General features: G+C 33.8%; 9 protein-coding genes. 6 read left to right on the top strand and 3 right to left on the bottom strand.

The genetic code is table 11. From position 1 onward, the window contains the following. Nucleotides 1-12: 12 nt before the first annotated feature. Nucleotides 13-5,499, bottom strand: a complete 5,487-nt coding sequence (locus tag N4A45_00065) for an MG2 domain-containing protein (protein MCT4663608.1) — start codon at nt 5,497-5,499, stop codon at nt 13-15. An 81-nt stretch (nt 5,500-5,580) separates the two neighbouring features. Here N4A45_00065 and N4A45_00070 point away from each other — a divergent pair, with 81 nt between their 5' ends. Together N4A45_00070 and N4A45_00075 are read left to right on the top strand one after the other, a co-directional pair. Beyond that, nucleotides 5,581-6,912, top strand: a complete 1,332-nt coding sequence (locus N4A45_00070; GenBank protein ID MCT4663609.1) for a dicarboxylate/amino acid:cation symporter — start codon at nt 5,581-5,583, stop codon at nt 6,910-6,912. A gap of 6 nt (nt 6,913-6,918) precedes the next feature. After that, nucleotides 6,919-8,124, top strand: coding sequence for a chloride channel protein (locus N4A45_00075; GenBank protein ID MCT4663610.1), 1,206 nt, complete (start codon nt 6,919-6,921; stop codon nt 8,122-8,124). Here the strand turns inward: N4A45_00075 and N4A45_00080 are convergent. Both N4A45_00080 and N4A45_00085 read right to left on the bottom strand, forming a co-directional pair. Further along, entirely contained in the window at nt 8,121-8,828 is a 708-nt protein-coding gene (locus tag N4A45_00080; protein MCT4663611.1) for a DUF3307 domain-containing protein, read from the bottom strand. The genes N4A45_00075 and N4A45_00080 overlap by 4 nt on opposite strands. Beyond that, the gene (locus N4A45_00085) at nt 8,819-9,496 is read right to left on the bottom strand and encodes a SatD family protein (GenBank protein ID MCT4663612.1); all 678 of its coding nucleotides are present in this window, start codon (nt 9,494-9,496) and stop codon (nt 8,819-8,821) included. Before N4A45_00085 ends, N4A45_00080 begins: the two co-directional genes overlap by 10 nt. Before the next feature lie 163 nt (nt 9,497-9,659). Here N4A45_00085 and serS point away from each other — a divergent pair, with 163 nt between their 5' ends. From serS to N4A45_00105, 4 genes are all read left to right on the top strand, one after another. After that, nucleotides 9,660-10,937 (top strand): serine--tRNA ligase, encoded by a 1,278-nt coding sequence (gene serS, locus N4A45_00090; GenBank protein ID MCT4663613.1) that lies wholly within the window; start codon nt 9,660-9,662, stop codon nt 10,935-10,937. A gap of 200 nt (nt 10,938-11,137) precedes the next feature. Then, nucleotides 11,138-13,312 carry a S9 family peptidase gene (locus tag N4A45_00095; GenBank protein ID MCT4663614.1) on the top strand — a complete coding sequence of 725 codons (2,175 nt, stop codon included), beginning with the start codon at nt 11,138-11,140 and terminating at the stop codon, nt 13,310-13,312. A 139-nt stretch (nt 13,313-13,451) separates the two neighbouring features. Then, a complete protein-coding gene (locus tag N4A45_00100) occupies nt 13,452-15,122 on the top strand; it encodes a formate--tetrahydrofolate ligase (GenBank protein ID MCT4663615.1) in 1,671 nt (556 codons plus the stop codon). 94 nt (nt 15,123-15,216) lie between these two features. Beyond that, nucleotides 15,217-16,419 carry an alanine dehydrogenase gene (locus tag N4A45_00105; GenBank protein MCT4663616.1) on the top strand — a complete coding sequence of 401 codons (1,203 nt, stop codon included), beginning with the start codon at nt 15,217-15,219 and terminating at the stop codon, nt 16,417-16,419. Nucleotide 16,420 lies beyond the last annotated feature (1 nt).

A 16,420-nucleotide genomic window follows, 5' to 3' on the forward strand; every position in this document is an offset into this window, starting at 1 on the left:
AAAAAAATATGATTATTCATTTCCTATTACAGAAACAAAATAGCCCTTTTTCTTGGCCGAATAGGAGTTATCATACATCGCTTCTGCATGAGTTCCCGAGAAATAATAAGTCCCTTTATAGGAAGCATTCAAACGGATTTTAAATGTTTTACTCTGTCCTGCTTTCAGACTAAAAAAGGCATTTACACGATCATCCCGAGTATCCACAAAATCGGCTTGACCGTCAAAAAAAGAATTGATCTTATAGCTCGGTAAAATTTCCCATCCCGAAGGGAACAATTGAGTAAGAGCAATATTCTCTACTTTATTTTTGTCGTTGTTTTTTACAATGATTTTAAATGAGAAAGTAGTTCCTTGTTTTACTTTTGTCAGATCAATTACTTTATTGTTTTCATCAAGCGGATAAGTGTTTATGCTTAGTTTGTTGGAGAGCGCAATTTCATTTCCTAAAACAGGGATTCCTTCAAGCTTTTTCTGAATATAAAGAGGTCCGTTATTGAGGTTTTTTAGTGTGACTTTTTTGGCATTTTTGCTATCTACAGAATAAATTTTCGTTTTCGTGTTTACGGTAGCAAGTGGGTTTCCATCAAGGCGGTATTCAAATTTCATAGAAGAATTTTCTGCAGAAGCAAATTCTGCAAGAGCCATTAAACTAAAGGCTGTTGTTTGTGTACTATACCATTTGTTTGACACCAATTGATCTGAAATCTCTTTTGCTAAACTTGTTGCTTGAGAATTGTTTTTTAGTTTTTTATTAGCCAGTAATAGAATGGCTTTATTTCTTAATGAAGACCCGTAAGTATGTGTAGAATAGCTATTCCAATCAGAAATTTGTACTCTCGAAAGAATGCTTTTAGCAATTTTTTCTTGCCCAATTTCTTGATATGCCAAAGCAAGCCAAGCTAAAGATAAATCATTAAAATGATTCTGTTCTCTCATCTTATTCATTGCTGATACATTTGGTTTATCGGCAAATGCAAGCACATATAAAGCATAGGCTTTTGAGAGTCGTATATCTTCTTTGTTAGAAATGGTGTTATACAAGAAAGAAAGATATTTATCTCTAAAAGAATAAGGGAGTTGATATCCTTTTTTCTCAGCGGTAAGCATAAAATGTCCAGCATAGATATTTGACCATGTATTATAATAGCTATTTGAAGACCAATACCCTAAGCTACCATTGTCTTTTTGCATTCTCGCAATTTTATTAATGGCTTTTTTCATGTGATTTTGGATATTCACTTTTTGCCCATTGGTCAATTCTTTAATGTGTTCCAAGAAAAGTTGAGGGAAGGAGTTAGAAGTAGTTTGTTCTAAGCATCCATAAGGATATCGAATCAAATAATCGAGTCTTTTTCCTAAGTTTAAAGGCGGAATACTGGAGAATTCTAGTCCTACACGATTTGTACCATCTTCCCCAAAATATTCAATTGGGATTTCCTTGCTTTCATTTGCTGCAAGTGTAATAGAAGAAGTTTTTACTAATTTTTTGTTCGGATTATCTGTGTAGATACTAATCTTTTCTTGAGCTTTATGCCTTCCGCTTTTTGCGAAAATTTCTATTTTGGCATTCCCAGTTTTACTTTTTACTTTACAGTCAAATTCTACAATTTGATCTCCTTCTTTACTGAATTTAATTGTCTTTGATGATTCACCCACAATTTCAATAAAGTCATTAGTTTTAAGAGAAACCTTTACCTTTTTTACAGAAGATTTCATGGCAAAAACAGTAACAGGGAGTTTGAAAATATCGCCTTTTACAAATTTTCTTGGAGCTGAGCTCAATACCATTAAAGGTTTTTTAACGGTTACTGTTTTGTTACTTTTTCCATAAGCCTTTTTTGCAGTATTTGTAGCAACCACCATGGTGCGTACAGAACCAATATAGCGTGGCATTTTTATTTTGTGTTTTTGCTTTTCGCCAGCTTTCAAGTTAAAAGGCCCAAGATGGATACTCACAGGTTTAAAACGTTTTGCTTTTTTGTTATTTGCTGCCCCAGCAGAGCCATCTCCACCCACCGCAAATACTTGATTAAGTTTCCCTGTATAAGCACCGATAATATCGTCATAAACATCCCAAGATTTTACTCCAAGTGCTTCTTTAGAATAGAAATGATTCCAAGGGTTTGGTGTTCGAAAGTTCGTAAGATCTAGGATTCCGTCATCTACTACCGCAATGGTGTAATTCATTTCTTTGCCGTCTTGTTCTGCAATCTCTAGTTCAAATTCTTCTTCGGGTTTTATTTCATCTTGCATATCAATCACAGGATTGAGTGCCGTAGCTGGGTTATAAACAGAAATTGGTTTAACACCAAAGAGTCTTATGGGTAAATCCGATTTTTTATTTTCTTGGGGATACACCAAAGATACATTCAAATACACATTCGGACTAAAATCTGAACGGATAGGAATATTTACTTGAGTTTTCCCCGCTACTGTTGGGTGCATCTGGATATCCAAAATCTCTTTTCCTTTTTCTATAGAAACGATAAGTTTTCCTCCTTCGGCACTTGGTACAGTAAGTTGAGCAGTTTCTCCTGTTTGATACTTTTCTTTGTCTGTCGTAAAGTTTAGGATAGAGGCAAAGGTAGGATCTAGTTTTTTACTTTTTCCCGCCCATCCTGGCCAATCTATATTCAGTGTTTTTGTGGCAATATGTCCATTTTTAGCAGAAAGATCTTTTGCAACTACTAAGTATCTTCCCCATTCTGGATACTTAATTTCAAAAGGCATTTGTGCAATTCCCTTTGAGTTTGTTTTTATTATTTTCTTGAATTTTGGATTCAATGCATTTCCAGAAGCATAAGAAACGAAATTATCGGCTCTTTTTTCCCACCACCATTTCCAGTTTACTTTATAGATTTTTATTTCAATATTCTTATTAGCAACTGCTTTTCCATTCTCTGTTGCCAATGCAAATTCTAAGGTATGTTTTTTGTCTGTAAGTAGCATATTTCTGCTTTTGTCTCCTTTAGGAATCAAAATACCTACATATTGTTTAAATGGCGAGTAGTCAAAACTACTCATGCTCATACTAAAATCTCCTCCTTTTTCGTAAGCCCTTGAAGAAAGGTGCCCACGCATCATTCCTGGAAAATTATAGTGATTTTTTAAATTCAAAGTAAAAGCAAATTTCCCATCGTTTCCACTCTTGCCTTGAAAAATTGGGTACTTACGAGCATTAAAGGTCCTGTATTCATTCTCAAAGTGATATGCATTAAAACCTTTTATATTCAATTTTTTCCTAGAAAAAGTGAGTTCAGAATGTACTTGTAGATTGTTTGCAATTGCTCCATGAAGCCATTTTACTTGTCCGTTTATCGTTTTGTTTTGGTCATCAGAATTCAGTTTTTTAGGTAAATCTAAAGCGATTTTTAAACGATTTGGTTTAATAGTTTCAACTTTCACATTCTTACTAAATACCGCATTTCCTACTGTGGTTTTTACCATCCAGTTTCCTGTAATGTCTTCTATATTTGTTGAAAACGTTTGGTGGTAGTGGTTTGTTGCTAGTTTCCCTTGAGTTTTTCTGCTAATCAATTTTCCTTTAGGATCATAGAATTCAAAAGTTATTGGCGTTCCTTTTGGTAAATCATTTTTGTTCTCTTGTAGTACAAAATTTACTTCAATTTTATCTCCAGGTCTTCTCACACCTCTGTTTAGGTAAATAAATCCTTTTAGATTTCCTTTTTCAGACATTCCACCTACATCAAAACGGCTTAATGAAAGCGATCTACCATCCATCAGTCTTAGGTAATTTTTATCATGACCAGAAATAGCTTCTACAAAAGAAATATGAGACTTGATCTCGTCAAATCTTGCAATTCCATTAGCATCAGTTCTAGAGATAGCAATCAGTTTTTTCTGAAAATTATAAATTTTCACTTCGGCATTTCCAATGGCAGAATTGTCAATGATGTTGAGTAAAACTACTTTGAGGTCATTCGTCCCTTTTTTTGCAGTAATTCCAATATCCGATTTGTAGATATTTTTTGATGTTAAGGCATTTCTTCTTTTTAAATAATAAGATAATTTACAAGGGTCGTTTCTTTCTCTCCATTTATAATGTGCATAATAGTAGTCATCATACATATCCCAATGAGAACTTTCAGTTGGACTGTTGTAATCTTCTTGATCAAACCTCGTTTTAAAATCTTTAGCTTCTATATCGCAAATCTGGTTGTATTCTGGGCGAATAAAAAATTCTACACGATATAGCGCATTTTCGTCTAATCGTGTCATTTTGTTCAGATCAATAGCGTGAGTTGTCCATGTGAAATTATTGGTAGAGATATCAATTGTTTTTTTCACAACAGGGTTTCCTACATATTTTATTCTTGATGTTCCTGCATAAGAATTATCTTGAAAAAATTGTAGCATATTTTCATTAGGAATCTTGATGATTTGAATATCAACCTTTTTTAAGCTTATTGCTTCAAAATAAATCATACTTTGGTTAATACTCGTGAGAATATTTCCGTTGTTTTTAATTCTGATCTGAGGTTGTTCAGGATTAAATTGGATAGTTTGTTTGAATGTTTTTTTGAGAGCAACACCATCAATGTTCTTGATGTTTTTATTGATTGTTAGGTGAATATTATTGGAAATCAATCCTTTTGGATAAATAAATAGGTTGTTTCCTTCAGTTTTAGTAGTAAATTTTATTCTTCCTAATTTGATAAGTCCTGATAAATTTTGATTTTTCTTGAGTTTTTCTGAAAAGTTAACCAAAATGGCATTTGACTCTTTGTTTTCAATTCTTGCAGATACGGCTTTGAAAACATTTTTGGCAAAAATAACGACTTCCAAATTACCTTTTTCTTCTACGTTTATGGCGTTTCCATCCCAAGATATTTTCACCTTTTGATCGGCATCTGTTCTTGTTAAACTATCAAGTTTGAATTCATGATATTTATTTGATAAGTCTTTATGTCCAATCCATTTTATCGCAATTGATTGATTTTCAATTTGAGCCTCAATGATTTTTTGAGCTTCTGAATTTTTTACAGCATCAGAGAATTCTACTTTTCCCAGAACGTATTGGTATTTCTTATTATAAGACTGTGTCTCTTTGTAGTTCACTCTAAAAGAGAGTTCCCGAGTTTTAAAGCTCGTCTCAAAATCTTTTTGGTTATTTCCAAATTGACTATGTAGCCCTTTGAGTTTAATTTTCACCTCATATTGCTTTGCAAAATCAAAATGAGTTTCGGGTTTAAAGGCAATCGTTTTAGAATCTGAAAAGTACCATTTTCCTGCTATTTTGGGTTTTATTTGACAATGGTCTAATAAATCAATTTTTGAGAGTGTATCTTGAAGGATTTCGAAATCAAATTGAGCTAAGAAAGGTTCGTGAACAGAGAGTCCGTCACCAGAGAAGTATTCAAGGTGATAATTAGACTGAATTTCCTGAGCTGTTTCCTTTTTTTTACAAGAATGGAAAATATTGACAAATAAGAAGCTTATGAGCAATATTGCGAGAGATTTCTTCTTGATAAACATGAAATTTTATATTTAAAAAATTGTAAGAAGTAAAAGTACAAAGAAAATTTGTTTAATTTGTGCCATCAATCGTATTTATTTATGGGAAAAAAGCTTGCATTACACTGGCAAATACTTATCGGAATGGTATTAGGAATTGCCTTCGGTTTTTTGATGTCTAATCTTTCTTGGGGAAAAGAATTTATTCAGGATTGGATAGCTCCTTTAGGGCAAATTTTTGTGAATTTGCTTAAAATGATAGCTGTACCGTTAATTGTTGCTTCTTTAATTAAAGGAATATCGGATCTTAAAGATATTTCTAAGTTTAAAAAAATAGGAGGGAGAACCATTCTTATTTATATTGGAACCACTGTTGTTGCTATTTGTATAGGTTTGGTACTTGTAAATGTTTTAGAACCTGGAGCTGGTATTTCTGAGGAAACTATAGCAAAACTCACGGAGTCTTATGCGAGTGATTCTACTATCCAAAAAAGAATTTCTACTGCTACCCAACAGAAAGATGTACCAGCACTTCAGTTTTTGGTAGACATGGTACCTAGTAATATTTTTACCGCAATGGGAAATAATAAACTCATGTTGCAGGTCATATTTTTCACTATTTTTATTGGTATTTCTATGCTTTTGGTAAAAGAGGAGCAAGCAAAACCTCTCAAGAACTTTTTCGACTCAATGAATGAAGTGGTTCTAAAAATGGTTGATTTAATTATGATTACCGCACCTATTGCAGTCTTTGCTTTATTGGCAAAAGTAATTGTAACTGCCGATGATCCCGAAATATTGATGAGATTATTGGCTTATGCAGGTGTTGTTGTTTTAGGATTAATCCTTATGGTGATTTTCTATTTGATTTTGATATCGGTTGTGGCAAAGAAATCTCCTTTTTGGTTTTTATCAAAGATAAGTCCTGCACAGTTATTAGCTTTTTCTACAAGTTCTAGTGCAGCCACACTTCCTGTAACTATGGAACGAGTAGAAGAACACGTGGGTGTGGATAAAGAAGTTTCTAGTTTTGTACTTCCTGTTGGTGCAACAATCAATATGGATGGAACGAGTCTTTATCAGGCTGTTGCTGCTGTGTTTATTATGCAAGTACTTTGGCCAGAAGGTTTGGTTTTTTCTAACCAACTTACGATTATTCTTACAGCACTTTTGGCTTCAATTGGGTCTGCAGCTGTTCCTGGAGCAGGTATGGTAATGCTGGTGATTGTTTTAGATTCTATAGGTTTTCCAGCAGATAAATTACCGATTGCTTTAGCACTCATATTTGCTGTTGACAGACCTTTGGATATGCTCAGAACAACTATTAACGTAACAGGAGATGCTACTGTTTCTACTATTGTTGCAAAATCTGTTGGAAAACTTCATAATCCTGTTGAGAAAAAATGGGATGATCATTATGAAGGTAAAGTGTAGTTTTTGATGCGGTTACTCCAATTTCATAACTTTAAAAACTTTAAAGATATTTTAGGATTTCTGTTGATGATTCTTCTCATTGGTTTTTCGGTGGGAAGTGCTTCAGCAGTTTTGCTTTTAGCGTTGGAATGGGCTTTTGAGGTACGATCTCAAAATTTTTGGTTGGTAGCTCTTTTACCTTTAGGAGGTTTGCTAAGTGGAATTTTGTATTTCTATGGCAGTAAGGAGTCCGAAAAAGGAAATAATTTAATCATCGATCAGTTTTTTGATCCAACAAAGAGACTCCCTTGGTTAATGGCTCCCCTAGTTTTAGTGGGAACAACAATTACTCATGTTTTTGGTGGTTCTGTAGGAAGAGAAGGTTCGGCAGTGCAAATGGGAGGGGTAATATCCGATTGGCTCGGAGCTTTGTTTAAGTGGCTTAATCCAAATAGATCTTTATTGATGATTTTAGGAGTTTCGGCAGGTTTTGCATCAGTTTTTGGAACACCTTTAGCAGGAGCAATTTTCGGTATAGAAGTATTTAAAAGAGGGCGTTTTCAAATAAATTATCTGTTGCCAAGTGTTCTGGTGGCTTTTGTAGCTGATTTCTCTTGTAATTTATATCCTGTTCATCATGCTCATTTCTTGGTTCCTGTTTTTGATGATTGGTCTTTTGAAACAGTGTTTTGGATTCTTATTGTTTCGGTGCTTTTTGGTGCTACTGCTTGGCTTTTTGCCAAGTTAAGTCATTATTTTGGAGCTTTATTTAAGCGTATTCCTCTTAAATCTTTTTGGTACCCAGTTATTGGTGGGATTATTTTTATGATTCCAATTTTACTTTCAGGAAATACCCGTTATCTCGGTTTAGGAGTTGAAGTTATAGAGTCTGCTTTTATCGAGCCTTCTTTGTCTTATGATTTTATTTTCAAGTTATTACTTACAACGTTTATTCTCGGGGCGGGTTTCAAAGGAGGAGAAGTAACACCCTTGTTTTTTATTGGTGCTACTTTGGGATCAGCTTTAAGTATTTTTGTCCCAATTCCGTTTGCTCTACTTGCTGCTATGGGGTTTGTTGCAGTATTTTCTGGAGCTACGAATACACCTTTAGCCTGTTTTCTGATGGGAGGCGAATTGTTTGGTTGGCAACATAGTGTCTTTATCTTTGTGGCAGTTTATATTGCTTTTTTTGTATCTGGTAAGGCGAGTATTTATTCTTCTCAAAGAATTTAAAAATAGCGCCTTACAAAAACTCCAATAACAAAAGCAATTCCAAAACTAAATAAAGTACCTATCAAAATATACTCTGTAAGTTTTCGGTCTTTAGCCCTTGATAAATCTCCAAAACGAAAAACACTCTTGGCTGCAATTAAAAGTCCAATAGCACTCCATTCAGACAGAAGAATAAAAGCAAAAACAAAAAGTCGCTCTAGAACCCCTATAATCATACCCGCATTTTTAAGAGAATCTTTTTCTTTGTCTTCTGAGAAAAACCAAAACTGCATGATTTGTTTCATAATGATAGGAGAAGCAAAAAGCAAGAAAATTACCCCAAAAATGATTGCCCAAACTTTAATACTGTTAAGAAGTTCCCATTTTATAGCTCCATTGAAAAAGGTAAAAGCAAGAAATAAAATTAATGCTATATGAAGAAGTTGATCGACCCAAAAAGACCAATTTTTTATTGATTTTGATAAGAAAGTAATTTTTAAAATATCAATGAGAAAATGCCCAACAGTAACTCCGATAATGATTTCCAAATATTCAAAATTGAACAAGAAAATAATTGCTAATAAAAGGAAATGAATTAAGGTGTGGAGGTATAGATATTTAGATCGAATTTTCTTCTTATTTTTATCTTTTACCCAATGTGTTGGCTGAAGAGCGAAGTCTCCTAAAAAATGTGCAATCAGTATTTTAAGGATAATTATTGACATATCTCTTTCGTTTTTTGAATATAATACTTGTTTACTTTTTGAAGTTCTTTGAAAGAGCCTCTTTTAAGAGCTGTGGAAATAGTACTATGAGATTTTTTTACGATTGGAGAGAGTTCTCTAAGAGTTTTATTTGGGTGTTTTAGTCTTTCGGAAATGATGTATGCCATGGCAGGTTGCCAGTTATTTGCAATGTGCATGAATAGACCAAAAATGAGATTCATGGTTTGATTATATACTGCATCACTGGATTGTATGACGAGTAAATTTTTGCCTATCATGTCAAACCTGTCTCCTGAGTATAAATAGGCAGAACCGCTTGACTCTGCAACACGGTTACTATAGACTTCTTCATAACCTATTCCTATGGAAATTTTGATATCGAGTTTTTTGTGTTTTTTGATGGCTGCTTTTAAATGACAAGCACAAATAAAGGCTTTTTCGGGTTCTACACGGATTTGAAAGCTGTCTCCTCTATATATTTGATAATCATTTTTGTATTTTGCGTATTGGTGAAGTACGGTTTTAAGTTCGTTTAGGTATATTTCGGGATTTTCTTGTCTTGAATTTACAATATCGCCTACTAAAACTGCTCTCCAAAACTTGGTCATAGTTACTTTGTAATCATCTTCGTCGAATTCTGGGTATGGTATGGGTTTTTTGTTTGACATTTTTGTAGAAAATATGCTTTGTTCTACCAAATATACGAATTTTTATCGTATTCTACATTTTTGTCAAACATTTTCTATCATTTTTCTGCTTTTTTTCTTCTATTATTCTTGTTTTTTGGACTTGGAACGGCTAATTTTGTTGCTTCTTAAAAAATATTTTACCATGTTACAAGTACCTTTTATTAGAGAGAATAGGGAAAGACTTATTGAGGGGCTCAAAAAGCGAGTAACTTTCAATGATTTTCATTTGATAGATGAAGTTATCGGATTAGATGATAAAAGAAAGTCCATTCAGCAAGAAATGGATTCTTTGAATGCTCAGTCCAATGATCTTTCCAAGCAAATAGGAGGACTTTTTAAGGCTGGTAAAGTAGAAGAAGCTCAGGAGGTAAAGAAACAAACTCAAGAAATTAGTGCTCGAATAAAAGCTTTGAAACCTGAAAGTATTGAAGTGAGTGAAAAGCTTGTTGGAGCGCTTCGTCAGTTGCCAAATTTGCCTCAAGAAATCGTTCCTCTAGGGAAAGATGATAGTGAGAATGTGATGATAAAGGAAGGTGGCGTTGTCCCTTCATTAAAAGTAGCAGAGCCTCATTGGGAAATTGCCGAAAAATTTAAGTTAATTGATTTTCAGCTCGGGGCAAAAGTAACAGGAGCAGGTTTTCCATTTTATTTAGGAAAAGGGGCTCGTTTACAAAGAGCTTTGATTAATTATTTTCTTGATTTTAACCGCGATGCAGGATATAGCGAAGTAATTCCTCCATTTGTAATTAATGAAGCATCAGGATATGGTACTGGACAATTACCAGACAAAGAAGGACAAATGTATCACAATGAAAAAGATGATTTGTACCTTATTCCAACTTCAGAAGTTCCTGTGACAAATATGTACAGAGATGTGCTTTTGCAAGAAAAAGAACTTCCTGTGAAAATGACAGCTTATTCTCCTTGTTTTAGAAGAGAGGCCGGATCTTATGGTGCTCATGTTCGCGGGTTGAATAGATTACATCAGTTTGAAAAGGTGGAAATTGTACAAATTACAAAGCCATCGGAGTCTGAAAAAGCATTAAAAGAAATGGTAGCTCATGTTGAGAAATTAGTCAATAATTTAGGATTGCCATATCGAATTGTAAGGCTTTGTGGAGGAGATCTTGGGTTTACCTCGGCAATTACTTATGATTTTGAAATCTATTCAACTGCACAAGAAAGATGGTTAGAGGTAAGCTCTGTGTCAAACTTTGAAGCCTACCAAGCCAATAGACTCAAGTGTAGATATAAAAATAAAGAAACCAAGAAAAATGAATTGTGTCATACTTTGAATGGAAGTTCGTTGGCATTACCAAGGATCTTGGCAACTATTCTAGAAAATTATCAAACGCCTGAAGGTGTTAAGATCCCTGAAGTGCTTATCCCTTATTGTGGATTTGACATAATTTCTGAGTAAACAGAAAAAGAAAAATAACAAAAACAAAACCTGAGAGCTATAACTGTTCTCAGGTTTTTTTTATGCGAAAAAAGTAGGTAGAAATTTTATTAGCTTAAAATATCATTCAAAATCATTAAATTTACCTACACGGCTTTGTGAAAAAATATTTTTTCACAAAGCGAAAACCGATAAAACGTAATTGAGACCAACAAAATAAAATGAAGAAAATACTATTAATACTAGGAAGTATTCTTTCAGGATTTGTATTCGCCCAAGAATCAGAAATATCACAGGAAGATATTTGGAAAAAAGGAAAGTATAGGCAAGATTATATTTCTGGAATTCGTTCCATGGATGATGGTTTGCATTATACCACCCAAGAATTTGGAAGAAGCAAAACCGAAATTCATAAATATGATTACCATTTTCAAAAACTACAAGAGGTCGTATTAAGCTCAGAGGATCTTGATGGAATCTATTTTAGTTCCTATGAATTTAATGCCGATGAAACAAAAATTCTCCTTACAGCAAATAGAGAAAATATTTACCGCCATAGTTTTAAGGCAGATTTCTATATCTATGATCGAGCCACTAAACAAGTAGAAAAAGTAGCAGAGGGAAAACAAATGCTCGCAACTTTTTCTCCAGATTCTAAAAAAATAGCTTTTGTAAAAGATCGAAATCTGTATATAAAACACCTAGAGTCTGGAAAAATTAGTCAAGTTACTAATGATGGAAAAGAAGAAGAAATAATTAACGGAGCTCCAGATTGGGTTTATGAAGAAGAATTTGGCTTTAATAAAGCTTTCCAATGGAATGCAGATGGAACCAAAATAGCTTATTACCGATTTGATGAATCCAAAGTTCCATACTTTTCCATGGATATGTTCAATCAACAACTTTACCCAAGTCAGGATATATTTAAATATCCAAAAGCTGGAGAGAAAAATTCTGAAGTAAGCATTTGGATTTATGATATCAACAGTGAAGATAAATTTGAAGCACCAGTAGCCTCGGAAAATGAATTTTATATTCCAAGAATTAAATGGTCTAAAAATCCAAAACTATTGACTGTTCAAAGAATGAATAGACACCAAAATAAACTTGATTTCCTCTTGGTAAATGCTCATGAAGGATCTGCAAAAGTGCTTTTTACAGAAACAGACAAAGCTTATGTAGAAATACACGATGATTTAACTTTTCTAAAAAATGGAAAAAGTTTTATCTGGTCATCAGAAAGAGATGGGTATAGACATTTGTATCTATATGATATAAAAGGAAAAGAGAAAAAACAAATTACCAAAGGTAAATGGGAGGTGACAAAGTTTTATGGAATAAATGAAAAAACAAGAACACTTTATTTTCAGTCTACCAAAGCTTCACACTTACAAAGGAAAATATATAAAACACAACTGGGAACTAAAAAAATTATAGAGCTTACTAAGCAAGACGGGACACATGATGCTAGTTTTAGTAAAAGTTTCGAATATTTTATAGATCATTATAGTAATGTGAATACGCCCAATATTATCACACTTAGAGATAATAAAGGTAATAATTTAAGGACTTTAAAACACTCAAAAAGACTGAGAGACCAGTTAAAGAATTTAAAAGTATCCAAAAAGGAATTTGTAGTTTTTACCAATAGATCTGGGGTGGACTTACATGGATATATGATTAAGCCAAGAGATTTTGACCCTAAGAAAAAATACCCAGTCTTGATGTATCTTTATGGAGGACCAGGATCTCAAATGGTACTCGATAAATTTGATCCAAGAGGAAACTTTATGTGGTATCAAATGCTTGCAGATTACGGATACATAATTGCTTGTTTTGATAACCAAGGAACAGGAGGACGAGGAAGTGATTTCAAGAAACGAACTTATTTACAATTAGGAAAATTAGAAACAGAAGATCAAATAGACGCTAATAAGTATTTAGCTTCATTGCCTTATGTAGATGGAGGTCGGATAGGAATTTGGGGATGGTCTTATGGAGGATATATGTCATCAAATTGTTTGTTTCAAGGAAATAAAGAGTTTAAAATGGCAATTGCAGTAGCTCCAGTAACAAACTGGCGTTATTATGACAGTATCTACACAGAAAGATATATGAGAACACCTCAAGAAAACGCAAAAGGATATGATTTGAATTCACCCATTCATCATGCTAAAAAGCTTAAAGGTAAGTATTTATTAATTCATGGTTCTGCCGATGATAATGTCCATTATCAAAACGCAATAGAAATGATGACAAAATTAATTTCCGAAAATAAAGATTTTGACTCAGAAATATACCCAGATAAAAATCACGGAATTTATGGTGGAAACAACGGAAATACAAGAGTCCATTTGTATAATAAAATGACAAAATTTATTTTAGAAAACCTATAGAGTCTTTCTAATTTGAAAAAACACCCAAAAAGCACAAGAATTTCTTGTGCTTTTTTTATGATTAAAATCACCAAAAAATAATGGTTAAAATCATTTTGAATAAAGTTTGAATTCCTACATTTGAGCAAAAATCTCAGAAATGAACATAGATCTTAAAATAGCGCAAGAAAATACGATGGAACCCATTGTGGATATCGCCACAAAACTTGGTGTTGATATTGAAGAAATAGAGCTTTATGGGAAGTATAAAGCAAAATTACCACTATCATTAATAAACACTGATCATCAAAAAAATAGTAACCTAATTTTAGTAACAGCCATTTCTCCAACACCATCTGGAGAAGGAAAAACCACGGTTTCTATAGGTTTGAATGATGGTCTAAATAAAATAGGTCAGAATTCAATAGCTGTATTAAGAGAACCTTCATTAGGTCCAGTTTTTGGAATGAAAGGAGGAGCAGCAGGTGGAGGATATTCTCAAATAGTTCCTATGGAAGACATCAATCTTCATTTTACAGGAGATTTTTCGGCAATTGAAAAGGCAAACAATTTATTAGCAGCCGCAATTGATAACAACCTTCAAAACGCAAAACGAAGCCTAAATATTGATCCACGAACTATTCTTTGGAAAAGAGTAATGGACATGAATGACCGTGCATTACGAGATATTACCATAGGGCTAGGAGGAACTGCGAATGGAATTCCACGTCAAGACGGTTTTAACATTACTCCAGCATCAGAGATTATGGCAATACTCTGTATGGCAAATGGAATAGAAGATCTTAAACAAAGAATAGACAATATTTTGGTAGGGTTTACCTTTGAAAAAAAACCAGTATTTGCAAAAAGCTTAAATGTAACAGGAGCTATGGCAATGTTGCTTAAAGATGCCATAAAGCCAAATCTAGTACAAACTCTAGAAGGAAATCCAGCGATAATTCATGGGGGACCGTTTGCAAATATTGCACAGGGAACAAATTCTATTTTGGCGACAAAAATGGGGCTTTCTTATGCCGACTATGTAGTAACAGAAGCAGGTTTTGGAGGAGACTTAGGTGCCGAAAAATTTCTAAACCTAAAGTGTAGATATGGAAACTTGAATCCAAAAGCTATTGTAATAGTGGCAACAGTAAAAGCATTGAAATTTCATGGAGGTGTGCCAAAAGATCAACTAAAAGAATCTAATATGACAGCCATAGAAAAAGGAATGGAAAACCTCTATAAACATATAGATAATATGCGTCAATTTGGAATAAATCCAGTTGTAGCAATTAATAAATTCCCAACAGATACCACTAAAGAAATAGACTTTATAAAAGAAAAATGTTTAGCATATAATGTACAAGCAGCGCTAAGTGATGGATGGGCAAATGGAGGAAATGGATGTCAAGATTTAGCACAAGCTGTTGTAGATGAAATTTCAAAAGAAGAGTCAAATTATCAGGCACTCTATGATCTCGATAAATCTATAGAAGAGAAAATAGAAACTATTGCCAAAAATATTTATGGAGCCGATGGCGTGCAATACTCAACAAAAGCTAAAAAACTCTTAAAGCAAATAAAAGCAATAGACTTAGATCATCTTCCTATTTGTATGGCAAAAACTCAGTATTCTTTTTCAGATGATGCAAAACTCGTTGGACGTCCAACAGGTTTTGTAATCCACATCAGAGACATTGAAGTAGCAAATGGAGCAGGATTTTTAATTCCTATTGCAGGAAAAGTAATGAGAATGCCTGGATTGCCAAGTATTCCTGCCGCAGAAGGAATGGATATTGATGAAAATGGAGTAATCAAAGGATTATCATAAGCTTATCTATTCTGAATTATAGACAACCCTCGATTCAAACAAGAACTTGTTTCGGGGGTTTTTCTTTTGTAATTTTGGGAATAATTTGATCGATATGAATAAAGAATTAAATTCATCCTCATTTTTCCTTCCAAGTGAAGAAACTCTTGAAATACAAAAAGCAAAAAAAAGCTTGAGTATCGGAGTGCCAAAAGAACAAGACTCAGCAGAAAGACGTGTTCCTTTGATTCCAGAAGGAGTTGATTTGTTAGTGAAAAATGGATTTGAAATTCTTATTGAAACAGGAGCAGGGGTTTCTGCAGGATATACGGACAATGATTATTCTGAGGTTGGAGCTCAGATTATCTATTCGTCAAAAGAGATTTTTTCCACCCAAGTCGTCCTGAAAATGAATCCTCCTACCATAGAAGAAATAGAAATGATGTCTGTAGGGGCTTTGTTAATCTCAGCGCTACCACTTCAGCTGGTTAATGGAGCATATTTCAAAGCACTCCAGAGAAAAAAAATAACAGCAATAGCCTTCGAATTACTCAAGGATAATCATGATACCTTTGCTGTGGTTCGTTCCATGAGTGAAATCGCAGGAAACTCAGTAATTCAACTCGCCAGTTATTATTTAGGAAGTGCACCTAATGCTAAAGGAAAGTTATTAGGAGCTGTAGTTGGGATTCCACCATCAGAGGTAGTTATTCTAGGATCAGGAACTGTAGCAGAGTATGCCACAAGAAGTGCACTGGGTTTAGGAGCATCTGTAAAAGTATTCGATTCAAATATTCAAAGATTACGTCGTTTTCAGAATTTATTCCAGCAGAGAGTCTACACGGCTCTAATAAAGCCAAAAGAATTAGAAAAAGCGCTACTTAACGCTGATGTGGTTATAGGAGCAATAAGAGGTACAACAGGAAGATGCCCAATGGTCATCTTTGATCATCATGTTCAACAAATGAAAGATGGAGCTATATTAATAGATGTATCCATAGACAGGGGAGGGTGTTCAGAAACCTCGGAAGTGACAACATTAGAAAACCCTACCTACAAAAAATATGGAGTAACCCATTATTGTGTGCCAAATATTGCATCATCAGTACCTTATACAGCATCCTATGCTCTGAGTAATATTTTTGCACCAATTTTACTAGAAATAGGTGAGCAAGGAGGAATTCAAAACACTATTTACGGAAATATAAACCTTAGGAATAGTCTGTACGCATTAAAAGGAAAGACCACAAATGAGTTTATTAGCAAAACATTTGACCTTCCATATACCAATTTATCAATCTTTTTTCCAAAATTTTAAA

The sequence above is a fragment of the Flavobacteriales bacterium genome, from assembly GCA_025210805.1.
GTDB lineage: Bacteria > Bacteroidota > Bacteroidia > Flavobacteriales > CAJXXR01 > JAOAQX01.